Annotated in this window: 15 protein-coding genes and 1 pseudogene; 5 read left to right on the forward strand and 11 right to left on the reverse strand. The window is 64.4% G+C overall.

The window, feature by feature from the left end; genetic code table 11:
• The first annotated feature begins 20 nt into the window (after positions 1 to 20).
• From B9N43_RS04920 to B9N43_RS04935, 4 genes and pseudogenes are all read left to right on the forward strand, one after another.
• Positions 21 to 998: a FecR family protein gene (locus B9N43_RS04920; protein ID WP_261379437.1), complete on the forward strand. Its 978-nt coding sequence runs from the start codon at positions 21 to 23 to the stop codon at positions 996 to 998.
• 351 nt (positions 999 to 1,349) lie between these two features.
• A pseudogene (locus tag B9N43_RS17735) lies at positions 1,350 to 1,526 on the forward strand (STN domain-containing protein); the annotation flags it as partial.
• Positions 1,527 to 1,557: 31 nt separating this feature from the next.
• On the forward strand, positions 1,558 to 3,930 hold the full coding sequence (locus B9N43_RS04930) for a TonB-dependent receptor (protein WP_145841209.1): 2,373 nt from the start codon (positions 1,558 to 1,560) through the stop codon (positions 3,928 to 3,930).
• 141 nt (positions 3,931 to 4,071) lie between these two features.
• On the forward strand, positions 4,072 to 5,535 hold the full coding sequence (locus B9N43_RS04935; RefSeq protein ID WP_222428808.1) for a DUF1254 domain-containing protein: 1,464 nt from the start codon (positions 4,072 to 4,074) through the stop codon (positions 5,533 to 5,535).
• A gap of 149 nt (positions 5,536 to 5,684) precedes the next feature.
• Here B9N43_RS04935 and B9N43_RS04940 read toward each other — a convergent pair whose 3' ends face one another.
• The 6 genes from B9N43_RS04940 to B9N43_RS04965 all read right to left on the reverse strand — a co-directional run bounded on the left by B9N43_RS04940 (position 5,685) and on the right by B9N43_RS04965 (position 12,520).
• Entirely contained in the window at positions 5,685 to 6,515 is an 831-nt protein-coding gene (locus tag B9N43_RS04940) for a hypothetical protein (protein WP_145841212.1), read from the reverse strand.
• A 110-nt stretch (positions 6,516 to 6,625) separates the two neighbouring features.
• Positions 6,626 to 7,585 (reverse strand): helix-turn-helix domain-containing protein, encoded by a 960-nt coding sequence (locus B9N43_RS04945; protein ID WP_145841213.1) that lies wholly within the window; start codon positions 7,583 to 7,585, stop codon positions 6,626 to 6,628.
• Positions 7,586 to 7,656: 71 nt separating this feature from the next.
• Positions 7,657 to 9,018, reverse strand: coding sequence for a phosphoglucosamine mutase (gene glmM, locus B9N43_RS04950; protein WP_145841215.1), 1,362 nt, complete (start codon positions 9,016 to 9,018; stop codon positions 7,657 to 7,659).
• Positions 9,015 to 9,851 carry a dihydropteroate synthase gene (gene folP, locus B9N43_RS04955; RefSeq protein WP_145841216.1) on the reverse strand — a complete coding sequence of 279 codons (837 nt, stop codon included), beginning with the start codon at positions 9,849 to 9,851 and terminating at the stop codon, positions 9,015 to 9,017. Before folP ends, glmM begins: the two co-directional genes overlap by 4 nt.
• A gap of 140 nt (positions 9,852 to 9,991) precedes the next feature.
• Positions 9,992 to 11,872 (reverse strand): ATP-dependent zinc metalloprotease FtsH, encoded by a 1,881-nt coding sequence (gene ftsH / locus B9N43_RS04960; RefSeq protein ID WP_145841218.1) that lies wholly within the window; start codon positions 11,870 to 11,872, stop codon positions 9,992 to 9,994.
• Between the two features lie 48 nt (positions 11,873 to 11,920).
• Entirely contained in the window at positions 11,921 to 12,520 is a 600-nt protein-coding gene (locus B9N43_RS04965) for an RlmE family RNA methyltransferase (protein ID WP_145841219.1), read from the reverse strand.
• A gap of 78 nt (positions 12,521 to 12,598) precedes the next feature.
• Here B9N43_RS04965 and yhbY point away from each other — a divergent pair, with 78 nt between their 5' ends.
• Complete coding sequence (gene yhbY / locus B9N43_RS04970; RefSeq protein ID WP_145841220.1) at positions 12,599 to 12,976, forward strand: ribosome assembly RNA-binding protein YhbY; 378 nt, start codon at positions 12,599 to 12,601, stop codon at positions 12,974 to 12,976.
• A 34-nt stretch (positions 12,977 to 13,010) separates the two neighbouring features.
• Here the strand turns inward: yhbY and B9N43_RS04975 are convergent, their stop codons facing one another.
• From B9N43_RS04975 to dapB, 5 genes are all read right to left on the reverse strand, one after another.
• Positions 13,011 to 13,472, reverse strand: a complete 462-nt coding sequence (locus tag B9N43_RS04975; RefSeq protein ID WP_145841221.1) for a DUF4149 domain-containing protein — start codon at positions 13,470 to 13,472, stop codon at positions 13,011 to 13,013.
• Between the two features lie 84 nt (positions 13,473 to 13,556).
• Positions 13,557 to 14,033 carry a transcription elongation factor GreA gene (gene greA, locus B9N43_RS04980; protein WP_145841222.1) on the reverse strand — a complete coding sequence of 159 codons (477 nt, stop codon included), beginning with the start codon at positions 14,031 to 14,033 and terminating at the stop codon, positions 13,557 to 13,559.
• The gene (gene carB, locus B9N43_RS04985; protein WP_145841223.1) at positions 14,030 to 17,248 is read right to left on the reverse strand and encodes a carbamoyl-phosphate synthase large subunit; all 3,219 of its coding nucleotides are present in this window, start codon (positions 17,246 to 17,248) and stop codon (positions 14,030 to 14,032) included. The genes greA and carB overlap by 4 nt, the downstream gene beginning before the upstream one ends.
• Before the next feature lie 84 nt (positions 17,249 to 17,332).
• The gene (carA, locus tag B9N43_RS04990; RefSeq protein WP_145841224.1) at positions 17,333 to 18,463 is read right to left on the reverse strand and encodes a glutamine-hydrolyzing carbamoyl-phosphate synthase small subunit; all 1,131 of its coding nucleotides are present in this window, start codon (positions 18,461 to 18,463) and stop codon (positions 17,333 to 17,335) included.
• 203 nt (positions 18,464 to 18,666) lie between these two features.
• Positions 18,667 to 19,473, reverse strand: a complete 807-nt coding sequence (gene dapB / locus B9N43_RS04995) for a 4-hydroxy-tetrahydrodipicolinate reductase (protein WP_145841225.1) — start codon at positions 19,471 to 19,473, stop codon at positions 18,667 to 18,669.
• Between the last annotated feature and the right edge of the window lie 10 nt (positions 19,474 to 19,483).

Raw genomic sequence — 19,483 nt, forward strand, 5'->3', positions numbered from 1 at the left:
AAATCATTCATCGGAATTCCATTCATACCGAGGCTTCCCGCTGGTTCCTGCGTCTACAGGAAGCCGACGTGGGCATGGAGGAGATCGACCGGGCGATGGCCTGGATCGACCAGTCCCCGGCCCACCGTGCCGCCTTCGACCACGTCGAACAGGCTTGGCACGGGCCGCAGCATGGCGCCTCCTCGAATGTGGCGCCGTTCCCCCAGGATACGGTTCAGACCAGCCGGGGCCGCCGGGGATGGCGCCATGGCGCCATCGCGGCCTCCCTCCTGGCGGCGATCATCCTGCCCCTGCTTTTCTGGCAACAGTTGCCCGTCAAGGAAAAATACGCGACCCGGGTCGGCGAACACCGGACGGTACGCCTTCAGGACGGCTCCGTGGTGGAGATCGGAGGCGGCACCCGGCTCTCGGTCGAGTTCCGCCGCGATGGCCGCTTTCTCAGCCTGACGGAGGGGGAAGCGATGTTTACGGTGGCAAAGGACAACCGCCGCCCTTTTATGGTGTATTCCGCTGGCGGGGTGATGAAGGCCGTCGGCACGGCCTTCAACGTCAATCGCGGCAATGACGGCGTAACCGTCGGCGTGGTGGAAGGCGTGGTCCAGGTCAGGATGGATACGCCGCATTCGGAATCCGTGTTTCTGCAGCGGGGCAGCGAGGAGTCGTATTCCACGGTGACCGGGCTGGGACCCGTAAGGCAGGTCAACCCCGATCGAATCGGTTCCTGGCGCACCGGCAGCTTTTCCTTCATCGATCGATCCCTGGGCTCGGTGGTGTCCGATCTCAACCGCTATGCGGCCAGGCCGATCTACATCGACCACGAAAGACTCAAACAGGTCCATGTCACGGGTACGGTTACCTCGGATGGCATTCTGGAATGGGTCCAGGCGCTGCATCAGACCATTCCGATCCAGATCATCGCCTCCGAGCAGGCCATCCATTTGAGAGCCGTTCCAGCCTCCAGGCGCAGCCGAGGGAAAGCGGTCGCGGAGCACTCCTGATCCGGCAAGGTCCGTTTCATGACCTACGCGAGCAGGAATAGTCGCGCACGCATTCCCAAATCGACTCTGCCGTTCGTTATATACCCGCATGCCGTGAAGCGAGACTCGGCGATTCCCTGCCAGGCCCGGTTCCAGTCTCATGCATGAAACGAACGTATATAAGACCCATGTGGAGGAGCTTCGATGAACAGGATCGGGAAGATTGGCCGTCCCCCAAAACTGGTTGCAAAAAAACGGTTGGTGTCGGTCTTGATGACTGCGCTGCTATCCGCAGTCGCGCTTGACTCAGCCCAGGCAGTGGCTGACCAGACCGAAGCGTCGGTCATGTCTTACGATATCCCGGGCCAGGACATGGCCTCGGCCTTGGTCGCCTTCTCCCGTCAGGCGGGACTGCAATTGGCTGTCGCCGCGGGCGATGTGAAGAACCTCCGCTCGCAAGCGCTCAGTGGCACTCATTCGCTCCAATCCGCCTTGAAAATTCTCCTCGGCGGATCTGGGCTGAACTACAAGATCACCGGCAAAACCCTGGTGATCAGCCCCAGTACCAAAGACACCGTAAATGCGCTGCCCAACAAAAAAAAGCGCGGGGACGAACGAGCCCCGCCTGGCAGCATTCAGCCAGCCCCAGCTGGAGGAATTGATCGTCACGGCGCAAAAGATCAGCGAATCGGCCCAGGATGTGCCCATCTCGATCCAAGCCTTCGACGCCCGCACCCTGGAGCGGGCGTCCATTACCAGCCTGTCCGATGTCCGCGCCCTGGTCCCCGGCCTGGCCTTCAAGGCATTTCCCACCGCCCAGGAGAACCTGATGCCATCCTTGCGCGGCATCAATGGCAATGCCGTGGAAATCACTCAGGACAACCCGGCCGCGGTTCACGTGAATGGTATTTACATCCCACGGGGCAACGGCCTCAACATGTCGGTCGCGGAACTGGAGCGCATCGAGGTGCTGAAGGGCCCCCAGGGTACGCTCTACGGCCGCAACGCCACCTCGGGCGCGATCAACCTGATCACGGCCAAGCCGTACATGGACTTTGGTTTCAATCAGCAGATCACGGTGGGCAACTACGGGCGGGTACTGTCCAAGACCAACGTCAATATTCCCCTGTCCGAGAATTTCGCGGCGAAGATCGCCTATCTGAACAGCAGCTACGACGGCTGGCTGAAGAGCAGCCGGGGCGGCGAGAATTTCGGCGCACGGGAAGCCGAGGGGTGGCGTCTGGATCTGCGCTGGAAGCCGTCCAACGTCGTCACCGTCGACTACAGCTACGACTGGGCCAAGACCGATTACAGCAACATGCCCAGCCAGTGTCTGACCGCCGTGGGCAGCAACATCAATCCGACGACGGGTGCCCGAAGCGTGCCAGCCATGGCGACGGCACTACAGCCTGGCAACTGCAGCCAGGAACGCATGACGACGGTCCAGACGCCCGATCCCGCCCGCATTTCCATGCCTTCGAAAAACTCTGTCGTCAACGAGGGGCACACCCTGCTGGTGGAGTGGGAAGCCAGCAACACCCTGACCTTGCGCTCGCTCACCGGGGTACGGGAACTGCGCGATGCCTACGCCAACACCTATATCGTCTCCCCCACCGCGGTTTTCGGTGGCGTCGGCATCCAGATGGGTCCCCAGGCCAGCTTTGGCGCCCCCATGGACATCACCGGCGACCGGGCCGTATCCCAGGAAATCCAGTTCATCGGCCGTCCCAGCGACTATTTCAAATATACGGCCGGCCTCTACTATTTCGATGAAAAGGCCGACAACCACATTACCCTGGGCAATAGCTATGCCGCCAGTTTCGACGGCGGCAACAACTGGCTGGGAGGTCTGAACGGGGTGCGCGTGGCACGTGCTCACAACAGCTCATGGGCGGCCTTCTCCCAGTTCTCATGGACGCCCGACATCCTGAGCCGCAAGCTCGAAATCATCCCCGGCATCCGCTACACCCGTGACTCCCGTTACGCCAGCCTTTACCAGGGCAATGGCGCCACCTGGACCTACAATGCGTCGACGGGTGCCCAGACTTTCGTCCCGCCGGCCCAGGCGGCTCGGATCAACGGCGTCGTGGACCGGGACTTCTCCAAGACGACACCGAGTCTGACGCTGCAATACCACTGGAGCGAAGGACTGATGGTCTATGGCAAGGTGGTCAAGGGCTACAAGGCAGGAGGTACCCAGATCCGATCCTCCACCACCGCCGCCTTCAGCAACGGCTTCGCACCGGAGAACGTCACGTCCACCGAGTTGGGCTTCAAAAGCGATCTGATGGATCGGCGTCTGCGGATCAACTTCGCCGCATTCCGCAGCAAATTCGACGATCTACAGATTTCGGTGGCCAACCCCAACGCCACCAGCCCTCCCTGCCCCTCCTGCTACGACGTTCTGAATGCGGGCAAGGCCACTTACCAGGGATGGGAACTCGAAGTCGCCGCTGCAGTGAGCAATGCGCTACGGCTGGGATTGAACTGGACGCACCTGTCCCAGCGCTTTGATCAGGTAGTCTCCAACGGGGTCGACGTCACGCCTTACTATCATATTGTCGTACCCAAAGACTCCTATTCACTGAATGCCGACTATGAGTTCGGTCGCGTCGGTCCCGGCAAGCTGTCGGCCCACCTGGACTATTCCTATTTCGGCAAGCAATCCACGACTATCGCCGACAGCTTCAGCGCCACAGGGGCTCTGGTAAGCATCATCGACCCGTCCTACGCCACCACGCCTTCCTACAGCCTGGTGAACGGCCGCATCGCCCTGTCCAATATTGTCGTGGGTCCCGGCAACAATGGAAGTCTGACCGTGGCCCTGTGGGGCAAGAACCTGGCCGACAAGAAGTATCTGGCCTTCGGCTCCAATGGCGGATTCTTCGCCGGCATGACCGGAATCTGGGGCGAACCCAGAACCTATGGCATCGACCTGATCTACCGTTACTGAAACATAACGCCGTCTCTCCTCCCCGATCATCACCTGCGCAGGTGGTCGGGGTTTTTTCTTTACCGTCTAGGAATCCGCCCGATGCTTTCTCGATGCTTGATCCCTCGCCTTGCCACCGCACTACGACATCTTCTCCTGAGCATGGCCCTGCTGGCCGGCAGCCTGGGGCTCTCCTCGGCGGCCGGCAACCCGCCCCAGATCGACGGAAAACTGGATCATGAGGCCATCAAGCAGCGATCCAAGGAAGCCTTCTTCTGGGGCATGCAGCAAGTCGGCTTTTACGAATTGAGGCATGTGTTCACCATGATGGAACAGGCGCCGGCCTATCGCGGCATCAATCGGGTGCTGACTAGCCCGCATCTTCTGACGGCCAGGGACCGTTACGCCACCACGCCCAACGCATCGACGATCTATGCCGGTGGCTTCTTCGACCTGCGTCAGGAAAGTATCGTGATCACCACGCCCCAAATGCCCGAGGGGCGCTACTGGAGCATCCAGTCGGCGGATCAGTACGCCCACTGGTACTTTTTCATAGGCAGCCCCTTCACGGGCAATCAGCCCCAGCAGTACCTGATCGTCGGACCCGACTGGAAGGGCCGCTTCCCGCCGGGCTTCAAAGGCCCCCAGATCATCCGTGCCCCCTCCAACATGGTGAACATGGTGAGCCGACTGGGGCTGCTCGACGCCAGGGACGACAAGGAAGTCGCCCGGGCGGTGGCGCTGGTCAAGGGGCTGTCCATCATGCCCCTCAGCCTCTGGGAAAAGAACGGCCGCCAGCCCCTCGCCGAGGAGTCGCAACCCATGGTCCGGGGCGACTATCCCAGCTTTCCCCGCATGGACCGGATCAGCGACCTGACCAAGAACATGACGCCGCTGGACTATCTGCAACTGGTCAGCCTGGTGATCAACGACCCGTCCATGACCAAGCGCAAGGACTCGGCCAAGGAGCTTGCGACCCTGCAACGCCTGTCCGGAATCGGCTTGCGCGAAGGCCATCGATTCGACCCGGCTGGACTCACCAAGGAACAGATACGCGCCGTGGAGGAAGGCTTTTTCGAGGCGCGCCGCGAAGCGTTGAAGGCTTTCGAGACGTCCCTGCTGGAGATGAATGGCTGGAAGCTCCAGACCAGCCTGTTCTACGATGAGAACGACTACGTCTTGCGCTCGGGCGCCGCCGAGATCGCCTGGGGCAGTCCCGTCCCCTTCGAGTCCCACACCATCGGCTTCGGACTGACGGATGCCAAGGGACGCAAGCTCGACGGCGCCCATCGCTACACGCTCACCCTGGACCTGAAGGATTTGCCGCCGGTCACCGAATTCTGGGAGCTCCCCGTCTACGACGACTATGGCTACTTCGTCGACAACCCCATCGATCGCTACAGCGTCACCAGCTATCTGCTGCAAGCCGGCGCCTTCCACGTGGAAGATGGCAAGGTGACCTTCTATCTGCAAAGCGAGCGCCCGACACAGCCGGACCAGGCGAAGAACTGGCTGCCCATTCCCAAGTCCGGAGGCTTCCGGCTGGCGCCGCGTTTCTATGGCCCCACTTCACCGTTGATCGACGGCAGCTACGCCATGCCGCGTCTGGTCAGGGTGGATTTCTGACCATCCCTGGACAGAGGGGCCCGGCATGAACCGCCGCATCAAACGCTCTGGCCAAGTCACTTGCCTGACGCTCTGCCTGGCCTCCGGCATCGCCACGGCGGGAGAGCCCGACGCCGTGCCCATGGGGCACGGCGCTGGGTACCCTGAGTTCAGCTCAGACCGAGCAGGGTGCCCCACCAAAGCATGCCGCGGACCTGATGGGAAACAGGGGCCGGCACTTTCTCGGTTTCAGGAAACAACAAGCGGGCGACGGCAGCCATGAGGCAAAGGGCGAAACCGATGGTGATCAGTCCACCCAGTTCGGTATTGCTGGAGCCTGAGTTCAACGCCATGATGACCGGCGCGGCGCTGCCCATGAAAAACCCGATGCCGGAGGCGGGCAACAAGATCGCCACCGGCCAACGCCTCCAGCCCGCCATGCCCTGGGTAGCCAAGGCAGTAAAGGCGCAGCCGCCGATCAGGCAGGTGGGATTGACCACGTACCACCACAGGGGCAGCCCGCCGATGTTGAAGGGCTGGGGACCAAAGTACGCCCAAAGGCCGGTGTAATGGACCGGGATGACTTCCAGCATGAAGGCCAGCACCGCCGTGATCCAGAAAACCCGCCAGAACCCGCGCCGGGTCATGCCCAACTCCCGGTAGCGCATGAAGGCCAGACCGAACAGGGCGTAGTAGTCCGCGTAGAGAACGACGATATGCCAGGGCATTTTACGGCTGATGGACTCGAAGGCTGTGATCTGGCCGATCTCGGGATGGTAGGCCCCGGCCAGCACATTGCAGATGGGTTCCAGCATGGCCATTGCGCAACCGCCGATGAGCAGGAACAGCAGCAGGGGTTCCCGCCGTGTGGCAGCCTGCCACACGGAAAGCAGCAACAGGATGCCGAAAATCGCGCCGAAGATCGAGAGAAAGCCCAGTTGGGTCGCCGCAGGCATGATCATTTCGCGGGGCGCTTCAATGGGAAACGGATAGGCGTTCATGGGGGCATCTCCTATGGCATTGGCTGCCTCCATCGTATTTCGGCCCATACCTCAGGCATGAATACCGGGCCGGTCAGCCACCCATATCCGGGCGGTCAAATCCGCGCAAACTATCCTGTCACCGATTTCCGATACTGAGTCGGTGTCATGCCGGTCCAGCGCCGGAAGGCGCGACGCAGAGCGAGGCTGTCACTGAATCCGAGGCGCTCGACGATCTGATCCACGGTCCAGGTCCCATGGGCCAGGTAGCGCTCGGCGGCTTCCCGCAGGCATAGATCGCGCAATGCCTTGTAATTCGTCCCTTCCTCCCGCAACCTGCGGCGCAGCGTGCTTTCGCTGCCATCGATCAGCACCACCAGCGCCCCGAGTTCCGGCATCGGTTTCCCCCGTGCCAACGCCGCATCCATGAAAGCCCGTACGCGGAAACGCAAGGGCAGCGCATGGACGCGGGGGCCGACGATGTTGTAGGGAAAAGTGGAGGTGAAGTCCAACAGCTCCTCGGGACGACGCATGACCGGCCGGGTGAGTTGCTGCGCGTCGAATTCCAGGCGATAAACCGGGGCTCCCATGTACACCGGCACTTCGAATAGGCCCAGGAAAGGCATGACGTCCTCCCGGTGAGGATATCCCAATGCCACCAAGCGCAGCCGCAGTCGCTCGCCGATCAACCAACCGAACAATTGCACGAAGCCCAGCAGGCCGGTGACGTCCACCAGGCAGGAACAACGATCCGGCCGGCGCCGCTGCGTATCCATCAGGAAGACTGCATGGGTCCCCTCTACCCGCAGGCCAAGGACGCCGATGCGGGGATGGAGCATGGCACTGAACTCCGCCGCGCAATGGATCGCACTCTCAAGATTGGGACAACTCAGCAGGCTGCGGCAAAGCATGGCCAAGTCTCTGGCAGCAGCAGCCCCTTTGCCGTCCATCGCAGCGGCTCGCGCGCAAAGCCGGTCGATGGCGGCCCGATAAAGCCGGACAAAACCCTCGTTGTCGAGATTCTCGTCCGGTATCGACATTCCGGCCTCCTGCAACAGGATATCTGCCAGATTGTTGATGCCCTGTCCCATGGCTCCTACCGGGATATATCGAAGGCCATTGGCCTCATGACAGTCGCTGTAAAGGAGCGGCCGAGGATCGGCTAGGCCACCGCCGTCCGCACCGCGGCGGCGATCGCTTCCGCCTGGGTGGATACCATGCCGGTATCCCTTCCTTCCACCATCACCCTGAGCAGCGGCTCGGTCCCCGAGGGCCGCAGCAGCACCCGGCCCTGGCCGTCGAGGGCGCGTTCCGCCGCGCCCTTGGCGGCCTGGATGCCGGGGTCGGCCTGCCAGTCGAAACCGGCCGGCAGTCGCACATTGATCAGTTTCTGCGGGTACATGGCCAGGTCGGCGCAAGCCTGATCCAGCGTCTCGCCTGCGCCGCGCAGGGCGGCCAGCACCTGCAGGGCGGAGATGATGCCGTCGCCGGTGCTGTGCTTGTCGAGGCAGATGATGTGGCCGGAATTCTCGCCGCCCAGCAGCCAGTTGCGCTCCCGCATCAGTTCCAGCACGTAGCGGTCGCCCACCTTGGCCCGGGCGAAGGGAACGCCGAGGCGCCCCAGGGCGTGCTCGAAGCCGAGGTTGCTCATCAGCGTGCCGACCAGGCCGGACACGCCGACCATGCCGCCCTGCGTTGCGCGGTACCGGGCGATCACGTAGAGCAGTTGGTCGCCATCGTAGAGCCGGCCCTGGGCGTCGGCCATCACCAGCCGGTCGCCGTCGCCGTCCAGCGAGATGCCGAGGTCGGCGCCGGATTCGAGCACGGCCCGGCGCAGCGACTCGGGCGCGGTGGCGCCGACGCCGTCGTTGATGTTGAGGCCGTTGGGCGACACGCCGACCCTGACCACTTCGGCGCCCAACTCATGGAACACGCTGGGAGCGATCTGATACGCGGCGCCGTGGGCGCTGTCGACGGCGATCTTCAGGCCGCGCAGATCCAGTTCGGTGGGGAAGGTGCTCTTGCAGAATTCGATGTAGCGCCCGGCGGCGTCGTCGATGCGGCGCGCCTTGCCCAGTTGCGCCGAAGCCATGCAGCCCATCGGCTGCTCCAGCCGCTTCTCGATCTCCAGTTCCACGGCATCGGGCAGCTTGGTGCCCTGGGCCGAGAAGAACTTGATGCCGTTGTCGTGATAGGGATTGTGGGAAGCGGAGATGACGACGCCGGCCTGGAGCCGCAGCGCCCGCGTCAGGTAGGCCACCGCCGGCGTCGGCATCGGCCCCACCAGGCAGACGTCCACGCCGGCGGCGGCGAAACCCGCCTCCAGCGCGGCTTCCAGCATGTAGCCGGAGATTCGGGTGTCCTTGCCGATCAGCACGGCGGGATGTTCGCCCGGCGGCAGGTGCTCCCGCGCCACCAGGGTGGTGCCGGCGGCGTAACCCAGTCGCATCACGAAATCGGGCGTGATGGGCGCCTGCCCCACTTCGCCGCGCACACCATCGGTGCCGAAATATTTCCGACTCATTCGCTTGTTTCCTCCAATGCGGTCAATACAGTCAGGGCGTCGCGGGTCGCCGCCACGTCATGGACCCGCAGGATGGCGGCGCCGCGCTCGGCCGCCAGCAGGGCCGCCGCGACGCTGGCGAAGACCCGTTCCGGCGCCGGCCGGCCGGTGAGCAGGCCGAGCATGGATTTGCGCGACAGGCCGGCCAAGAGCGGCAGGCCGGAAACCCGCAACGCGTCCAGGTGGCGCAGCAGGGCCAGATTGTGGTCCAGGGTCTTGCCGAAGCCGAAGCCCGGGTCCACCACGATGCGCTCGCGCGCAATGCCCGCGGCTTCGGCGGCGGCCACCCGGCCGGCCAGGTATGCCGCCACCTCCGCCACCACGTCGCCATAGCGGGGCGACTGCTGCATGGTGCGGGGCTCGCCCTGCATGTGCATCAGGCAGACGCCGGCCGGACTGGCGGCCACCGCCTCCAGCGCTCCCGGCGCGGTGAGGGCGCCGATGTCGTTGACCATGTCGGCGCCCGCCGCCAGGGCGGCCCGCATCACTTCGGTCTTGGCGGTATCCACCGAAAGCGGCGCGCCGCACGCCAGCAGGCCCTCCAGCACGGGCAGGACCCGGTCCATCTCCTGTTGCGCCGAGACCGGCATGGCGCCCGGCCGGGTGGATTCGCCGCCGATGTCGAGCAGATCGGCCCCCTCCTCCAGCAAGCGGTGGCCATGGGCGATGGCGCGCGCCGCATCGTCGCCGCAGCCGTCGCCGGAAAAGGAATCGTCGGTGAGATTGACGATGCCCATCACCAGCGGGCGTTTCAGGCTGAGCCGATAGCGGCCGCAATGCAGAATGTCGTCCATGGGTCCGGGCCGGCCAAGCCGAGGTCGAGAAGAAGAGGCTTCAATGAAGACTCGTATGTTTGACTTGCCGTTTCAATGAGATATCTCGCGTTGAAACAAGAAGGGCCGCGCTGGCGGCCCTGGGGAAGGTATGTTCCGGTTCAGGCCGGTGCCGCCGCGTTGGGCGCGGTACCGGAAGGCTTGTCGGGCGACGACGGCGCGGGGGCGCTGCTGGGTTTGGGTGGCCGCGGCGGGCGCCCTTCCATGATGTCGGTGATCTGGTCGGCGTCGATGGTTTCCAATTCCAGCAGGGCTGCGGTCATGGCTTCCACCTTGTCGCGGTTGTCCTCGAGCAGTTTGCGGGCCAATGCGTACTGCTCATCGAGAATGCGGCGAATCTCGGCATCGACCTTTTGCAGAGAAGCCTCGGACATGTTCTTGTGGGTCGTCACGGAACGGCCGAGGAAAATCTCGCCCTCCTCCTCCCCATAGACCATGGGACCGAGGTTGTCCGACATGCCCCACTGGGTCACCATGCGCCGGGCCAGGTCGGTGGCGCGCTGGAAGTCGTTGGAGGCGCCGGTGGTCATCTGGTGCATGAAGATTTCCTCGGCAATGCGGCCGCCGAACAGCACCGCGATGGTGTTGAGCAGCCGGTCGCGGTCCTGGCTGTAGCGATCCTCGGTGGGCAACTGCATGGTCACGCCCAGGGCGCGGCCGCGCGGAATGATGGTGACCTTGTGCACCGGATCGGTCTTGGGCAGCAGCTTGGCCACCAGCGCATGGCCGGACTCGTGATAGGCGGTGTTCCTGCGCTCTTCCTCGGGCATCACCATGGAACGACGCTCTGCGCCCATCATGATCTTGTCCTTGGCGCGCTCGAAATCCTCCATGTCCACCACCCGCTTGTTGGACCGGGCGGCGAACAGCGCGGCCTCGTTCACCAGGTTGGCCAGGTCGGCGCCGGCGAAGCCGGGGCAGCCGCGGGCCAGGACGGAGGCATCGACGTCGGGCGCCACCGGCACCTTGCGCATATGCACCTTGAGAATCTGCTCGCGCCCGCGGATGTCCGGCAAGGGCACGACCACCTGGCGGTCGAAACGGCCGGGGCGCAGCAGCGCCGGGTCCAGCACGTCCGGGCGGTTGGTGGCGGCGATCACGATCACGCCCGCCGAGCCTTCGAAGCCGTCCATTTCCACCAGCAGCTGGTTGAGGGTCTGTTCCCGCTCGTCGTTGCCGCCGCCCAGGCCGGCGCCGCGCTGGCGCCCGACGGCGTCGATCTCGTCGATGAAGATGATGCAGGGCGCGGATTTCTTGGCCTGCTCGAACATGTCGCGCACGCGGGCCGCGCCGACGCCGACGAACATCTCGACGAAGTCGGAGCCGGAGATGCTGAAGAACGGCACCTTGGCCTCGCCGGCGATCGCCTTGGCGAGCAGGGTCTTGCCGGTGCCCGGCGAACCCACCATCAGCACACCGCGCGGAATGCGGCCGCCCAGCTTCTGGAACTTGGAGGGATCGCGGAGGAAATCCACCAGTTCCGACACGTCCTCCTTGGCCTCGTCGCAGCCGGCGACGTCGGCGAAGGTGACGGTGTTGCTGGCTTCGTCCATGATCCGGGCGCGGCTCTTGCCGAAGGAAAAGGCGCCGCCCTTGCCGCCGCCCTGCATCTGCCGCATGAAGAACACCCAGACGCCGATCAGGAGCAGCATCGGGAACCAGGACACGAACAGGCTCATCAGGAAGGACTGTTCCTCTTCCGGCTTGGCCACGACCTTGACGTCGTATTTCAGCAGGTCGGACACCAGCCAGAGATCGGCCGGCGCATAGGAAATGATCTTCTTGCCATCGGTGGTGGTGGCTTCCAGGGTGCGCCCCTGGATCAAGACCTTGGTGATCATCCCCTGCCGGACTTCGTCAAGGAACTGGGAATAGTCGATCGCGGACTGGGATACCTGGCGCGCGTTGAACTGGTTGAAGACGGTCATCAGCACGATGCCGATCACCAGCCAGATCGCCAAGCTTTTAAACATGTTATTCAAGGGATTGCCTCACTTTTCGGCCCATATGGACACAATTCTAGGCTCTATTCACGGGGCCTGCAAACGCCTGGAGCGCGCCAGCAGATAGGTTTCCGTACTCCGGTCGCGGGATGCCGCGGGCTTGCGCACCAGGATGCGTTCGAACGTTCTGGCGACGCTGTCCCGCAGTTCGATGTAGCCGCTACCTTGAAATACTTTGACCAGCATGTCACCACCGGGTTTCAGGTGTTGCTGACAGAATTCCAGGGTCAGTTCCACCAGATGCAGCGCCCGGGCCTGATCGGACACCGCAATGCCCGACAGGTTGGGGGCCATGTCGGATAAAACAAGATCCACCGTTCGCCCTTCGAGCGCATCGGTGAGCCGATGGAAGACCTCTTCCTCGCGGAAATCCCCCTGGATGAAGGTGACGCCGGCAATCGGCTCCATCGGCAACAGATCCAGCGCGATCAGGCGCCCGCCCGGCTGGATTCGGCGCACCGCGTATTCGCTCCAGCTGCCGGGCGTCGAACCCAGGTCGACCACGGTCATGCCGGGCTTCAGCAAGCGGTCCTTTTCGTCGATTTCCATCAGCTTGAACACCGCGCGGGAACGCCAGCCTTCCTGCTTGGACCTGAGCACATAGGGGTCATGAACGTGCTGGTTCATGTAGTGGCTGCTCTTTTTCGACCGTTTGCTTCTGATTGTCACTGACTTGGGCCCTGCTTACATGCGAAAATACGCGCCATGATCGAACTGACTACCGAACAGCGCAAGGCACTCCGTGCCGCCGCCCATCATCTGAATCCCGTCGCCAGCGTTGGACAGCACGGTCTGACGCCGGCCGTTCTGAACGAGATCAATGCCGCCCTGAAGGCCCATGAACTGATCAAGGTCAAGCTCCACGGCATCGAACGCGAAGACCGGGAAGCCCTCTTCGCCGAAATCTGTGCCGCCCTGGAGTGCGCACCGGTGCAGCACATCGGCAACATCCTCGTGCTCTGGCGGGAAAAACCGGCCGAGGACAAGGCCGCGGCCAGGCCGGCCGGTCGCAAGGCTCCGCAGCCTCGCACCAAGAAGCAGGCCGCCGCCGCCCTCGAACGCCGCCGCCGCTCCGTCCGCTGACCGGGGCGCGCCACGCGCTCCCACGCTACCCACTCTACCGTTTGCCCCGCTCCTGCCAGATCACCAGCCACAGCCCCAGCAGGGTCTGCACCAGATAGAGTCCGCTGGAAACGCCGTGCCAGGTGGCGAAGCGGTCGCGCAGGGCGCTTTCCATCACGGCGCGCGGCAAGGCGTCCGCCTTCAACTGCGCCAGGATGGGCTGGATGCCGAAATGGCCGGCCACCGTCAGCGCCGCCATGGCCAGCACGATCCAGAGCACGCTGGACTTGAAGGCCCGCCAGCCGCGCCGCACCAGAAGATAGAGCAGCAGATAGGCGCCGGCGCCGAGGCCGACCCAGGCGACGGCGGAAAACATCGTCCCGGCGAGGTTGCCCGCCAGGGTGCGATCCGACAGCTGGGCGAACAATACCGGCGCGGCGAGATAGCCGATCGCGACGAGGCCGCCGACCCAAACGGCGATCGCCAGAGCGTAGAGGCTTTCGGCAAGCTTGTTCACAGTGCGGAATCTCCTGACCGGGTGGGGGTCAAGCGGCGGCGCTTCTCGCCACTTCAATCGCCCCGTTCATTGCGTTCGCGACGGCTACTCGTAGCGGACATCGAGGATCTCGTATTCGCGGATGCCGCCGGGCGCCTGGACCTCCGCCACGTCGCCGGCGAACTTGCCGATCAGGGCGCGGGCGACCGGGGAGTTGAGGGAAATCTTGCCGATCTTCAGATCGGCCTCGTCGTCACCGACGATCTGGTAAGTGACGGTCTTGCCGGCATCGACGTCCTCCAGTTCCACCGTCGCGCCGAACACCACGCGACCGTCGGCGTCCAGGGAGGCGGGATCGATGATCTGGGCGTTGGACAGCTTGCCCTCGACCTCGGCGATGCGGCCCTCGATGAATCCCTGGCGCTCCTTGGCGGCCTCGTACTCGGCGTTCTCCGACAGATCGCCATGGGAGCGGGCCTCGGCGATGGCGGCGATCACGCTGGGGCGATCCACCGTCTTCAGACGATGGAGTTCCTCCCTCAGCAGTTCGGCGCCACGCAGGGTGATGGGAAACTTGCTCATGCCGACAGCTCCCCATGGAGGCTCTGCAGCGCATAGGTTTCCAGGCCGGAATGGCGCATCCCGGCGCAGGCCGCCCGGGCGCCCTCGACGGTGGTGAACAAGGTGACCTTCTGGGCCAGGGCGGAAGTGCGGATGGAGCGGGAATCGGCAATGGCCGTGCGCTTCTCGTCCACGGTATTCACGATCAGGGCGATTTCGTTGTTCTTGATCATGTCGACGATATGGGGTCGGCCCTCGGTAACCTTGTAGACCGCCGACACCGGGATGCCGGCCGCCTCGATGGCGGCGGCGGTGCCGCGGGTGGCGACCAGGGTGAAACCCAGCGCGTGGAGTTCGCGGGCCACTTCGACGGCCTTGGGCTTGTCGGCGGGCTTGACGCTGATGAAGACCTTGCCGGACTTGGGCAGGCGGGTGCCGGACGCCAGTTGCGACTTGACGAAGGCCTCGCCGAAACTGCGGCCGACGCCCATCACCTCGCCGGTGGACTTCATTTCCGGACCGAGGATGGTGTCCACCCCGGGGAATTTGGAGAAGGGGAACACCGCCTCCTTCACCGAGTAGTAGGGCGGAATCACTTCCTTGGTCACGCCCTGGTCGGCCAGCGTCCGGCCCGCCATGCAGCGCGCGGCGATCTTGGCCAGCGGCAGGCTGGTGGCCTTGGACACGAAGGGCACGGTGCGCGAGGCGCGCGGGTTCACTTCCAGCACATACACCACCGCGTCCCCGCCCTGTCCCTGGATGGCGAATTGCACGTTCATCAGGCCCACCACGTTGAGGCCCTTGGCCATCATTTCGGTCTGGCGCCGCAGCTCGTCCTGGATTTCACGGGACAGGGTGAACGGCGGCAGGGAGCACGCCGAGTCGCCGGAATGCACGCCGGCCTGCTCGATGTGCTCCATGATGCCGCCGATGATCACCTGCCGGCCGTCGCACAATGCATCGACGTCGACTTCGGTAGCGTCGTTGAGGAAGCGGTCCAGCAGCACCGGGGAATCGTTGGAGACCCGCACCGCCTCGCGCATGTAGCGCTCCAGGTCCTTCTGCTCATGGACGATCTCCATCGCCCGGCCGCCCAGCACGTAGCTGGGCCGCACCACCAGCGGATAGCCGATCTCGGCGGCCAGGGCGATGGCCTGCTCCGGGGTGCGCGCGGTGCGGTTGGGCGGCTGCTTCAGGCCCAGGTCGTGGAGCAGCTTCTGGAAGCGTTCCCGGTCCTCGGCGGCGTCGATCATGTCGGGGCTGGTGCCGATGATGGGCACGCCGTTGGCCTCCAGGTCGCGGGCGCGCTTCAATGGCGTCTGGCCACCGAACTGGACGATCACGCCGGCCGGCTTCTCGACCTCGACGATCTCCAGGATGTCCTCCAGGGTCAGCGGCTCGAAGTAGAGGCGGTCGGAGGTGTCGTAGTCGGTGGATACGGTCTCCGGGTTGCAGTTGACCATGATGGTCTCGTAGCCGTCTTCCCGCATCGCCAGCGCCGCATGGACGCAGCAATAGTCGAACTCGATGCCCTGGCCGATGCGGTTGGGGCCGCCGCCCAGCACCATGATCTTCTTCTTGTCGGTGGGCCGCGCCTCGCACTCCTCCTCGTAGGTCGAGTACATGTAGGCGGTGGACGTGGCGAACTCGGCGGCGCAGGTGTCCACCCGCTTGAACACCGGCCGCACGCCCAGCGCCTGGCGATGCTTGCGCACCTCGGTTTCGGAACCGCCGATCAGGTTGGCGATGCGGCGATCGGAGAAACCCTTGCGCTTCAATCCGCGCAAGGCGTCGGCATCCAGCGTGCTCAGCAGCTGCGCCCGGATCCAGGCCTCGGTATTGACGATGTCCTCGATCTGCACCAGGAACCAGGGGTCGATCCTGGTCAGATTGAACGCGTCCTGCAGCGAGTAGCCCTCGCGGAAAGCCTGCCCCAGATACCAGATGCGCTGGGCGCCGGGGTTGGCCAGTTCGTGGTCGATCTCTTCCCGCGACGCCTCGATTTCGTCCAGCCCGTAGACGCCGACCTCCAGTCCGCGCAGCGCCTTCTGCAGCGATTCCTGGAAGGTGCGGCCGATGGCCATCACCTCGCCCACGGATTTCATCTGGGTGGTCAGCCGGTCGTTGGCCTGGGGGAACTTCTCGAAGGCAAAACGGGGAACCTTGGTCACCACGTAGTCGATCGAAGGCTCGAAGGAGGCCGGCGTGGCGCCGCCGGTGATGTCGTTCTTCAGTTCGTCCAGGGTGAAGCCCACCGCCAGCTTGGCCGCGACCTTGGCGATGGGGAAGCCGGTGGCCTTGGAGGCCAGGGCCGAGGAGCGCGATACGCGCGGATTCATCTCGATCACGATCATCCGGCCGTCGTCGGGATTGATCGCGAACTGCACGTTGGAGCCGCCGGTATCGACGCCGATCTCGCGCAGCACCGCAATGGATGCGTTGCGCATGATCTGGTATTCCTTGTCGGTCAGGGTCTGGGCCGGCGCAACGGTGATCGAGTCGCCGGTGTGCACCCCCATCGGGTCCAGGTTCTCGATGGAGCAGATGATGATGCAGTTGTCCTTGTGGTCCCGCACCACTTCCATTTCGTACTCTTTCCAGCCGAGCAGCGACTCCTCGATCAAGAGTTCGCTGGTGGGGCTGGCTTCGAGACCGCGCTTGCAGATCTCGGCGAATTCCTCCTGGTTGTAGGCGATGCCGCCGCCGGAACCGCCCATGGTGAACGAAGGCCGGATGATGGCGGGAAAGCCGATGCCGGCCTGGACCTGCTGGGCCTCCTCCATGCTGTGGGCGATGGCGGAACGGGCGGAGCCGAGGCCGATCCGGGTCATCGCCTGCTTGAACTTCTCGCGGTCCTCGGCCTTGTCGATGGCTTCCTTGGAAGCGCCGATCATCTCCACGCCGTATTTTTCCAGCACGCCGTGCCGGGCCAGGTCCAGCGCGCAGTTCAGCGCCGTCTGCCCGCCCATCGTCGGCAGGATGGCGTCGGGCCGCTCCTTGGCGATGATGTTCTCCACCGCCTGCCAGGTGATCGGCTCGATGTAGGTGACGTCCGCGGTGCCCGGATCGGTCATGATCGTGGCGGGGTTGGAGTTGACCAGGATGACCTTGTAGCCCTCCTCGCGCAGCGCCTTGCAGGCCTGGGCGCCGGAGTAGTCGAACTCGCAGGCCTGTCCGATGATGATCGGGCCGGCACCGATGATGAGGATGCTGTGGATGTCGTTTCTTTTAGGCATTCGATGTCTCCGCGGGACCGCTCCAAGGAGACGTACGCCCCCCTGTGGGGGGCAGCGAGCCGGGTTTGCGAGCGTGGGGGGCCATTATTGTTTTTCCATCATCCCGATAAAGCGGTCGAACAGGTAGGACACGTCGTGGGGACCGGGGCTGGCTTCGGGGTGGCCCTGGAAGCAGAAGGCGGGCCGGTCGCTCCAGGCCATGCCCTGCAGGCTGCCGTCGAACAGGGAGACGTGGGTCGTCCGCACATTGGCCGGCAACGTGGCCGGATCGACGGCGAAGCCATGGTTCTGGCTGGTGATCAGCACCTGGCCGCTATCGAGGTCCTTGACCGGATGGTTGGCGCCGTGGTGGCCGAACTTCATTTTCAGGGTCTTGCCGCCCGCCGCCAGGCCCATCAACTGGTGACCGAGGCAGATGCCGAAGGTGGGCAGCTTCTTATCGAGGAAGGTGCGGATTGCATCGATCGCGTAATCGCAAGGCTCCGGATCGCCCGGGCCGTTGGAGAGGAAAACGCCATCGGGATCGAGCGCCAGCACCTCGGTGGCGGACGTCTGCGCCGGGACCACTGTCAGCTTGCAGCCCCGTTCCGCGAGCATCCGCAGGATGTTGCGCTTGACGCCGAAATCGTAGGCGACGACGTGAAGGCGGGGCTCGCCCTGGGTGCGATATCCCTGCCCCAGGCGCCACTCGGCCTCGGTCCAGGGATAGGCGGTCTTGGCGCTGACCACCTTGGCCAGATCCATACCGGCCAGGCCGGGAAAGGCGCGCGCCTGGGCCAGGGCCGCGTCGACATCGGGGGCGTCACCTGTCACCAGACAGCCAGCCTGGGCGCCCTTCTCGCGCAGGATGCGGGTCAGCTTGCGGGTGTCGATGTCGGCGATGGCCACCACCCCTTCGGCCTTCAGATAGGCGTCGAGGGACTGCTCGCTGCGGAAGTTGGAGACCAAGAGGGGCAGGTCGCGAATCACCAGGCCGGCGGCGTGGATTCGGGACGCCTCGCAATCCTCGCGATTGATGCCGTAATTGCCGATATGGGGATAGGTCAGGGTGACGATCTGACGGCAGTAGGAGGGATCGGTCAGAATCTCCTGGTAGCCGGTCAAGGAAGTGTTGAACACCACCTCGCCGACGCTGGAGCCTGCCGCTCCGATGCCCTTCCCCCTGAAAACCGTCCCGTCGGCAAGCACAAGAATGGCAGGCGGAAACTGTGGCACGGTCGGGCTCCTGAGAATAGCGTCGGCAATCGAAATCGGAAACGGCGCAGGTATTCAGGGACCGTTTCCGCAAACCCGCCGATTATACGCTGAGGCAGGCCCGGTTTCCAGCCCGGCGGCAATCGCCGGGGCCGCCTCCGCCTTGCCCGCGCGCCCTCCCGTTCGACATCAAACAAGCGGCAAGACGCCGCTCCCGCACCGGATCAGCGCAGGCCGAGCACGTCCTGCATGTCGAACAAGCCGGCGGAACGGCCGCGCATGAAGCGGGCGGCCCGCATCGACCCCAGCGCATAGGACATGCGGCTCGCCGACTTGTGGGTGATCTCGATGCGCTCGCCGGTGCCGGCGAACAGCACCGTGTGGTCGCCGACCACGTCTCCGCCCCGAATCGTGGCAAAGCCGATCTGGGTCGCCGGCCGCTCGCCGGTATGGCCTTCGCGCCCATAGACGGCGCACTCGTCGAGATTCCGCCCCAGGGCCTGGGCGACGATCTCGCCCATGCGCAACGCGGTGCCCGAGGGCGCATCGACCTTGTGCCGATGATGGGCCTCGATCACTTCCACGTCATAGCCTTGATCGAGAATCCGGGCCGCCACGTCCAGGAGCTTGAAGACCGCATTCACCCCGACCGCCATGTTCGGCGCGAATACGATCGGTACCTCCCGGGCCGCCGCCTCGATCTGAGCCTTCTGCTCGGCCGAGAAACCGGTGGTGCCGATCACCATATGCACCCCCAGCCGCCGACAGACCTCCATGTGGGCCAGCGTTCCTTCCGGACGCGTGAAGTCGATCAGGCAATCGGCGCCCCGCAGCGCGCTCTCCACGTCGGCCGTGATCGCGACGCCGCACGGCGCACCGATCAACTCACCGGCGTCCTTGCCCAGGAAAGGGCTCGCCGGGTGTTCCAGCGCGGCGGCCAGAACGGCATCCCCGGCCTCGGAGACAGCCTCGATCAGGGTGCGGCCCATGCGGCCGGCACTGCCTGCAATAGCGAAACGGATCTTGCTCATAAATCTGGAA

Origin of the sequence: Denitratisoma sp. DHT3, from assembly GCF_007833355.1 — a bacterium.
Classification (GTDB): domain Bacteria; phylum Pseudomonadota; class Gammaproteobacteria; order Burkholderiales; family Rhodocyclaceae; genus Denitratisoma.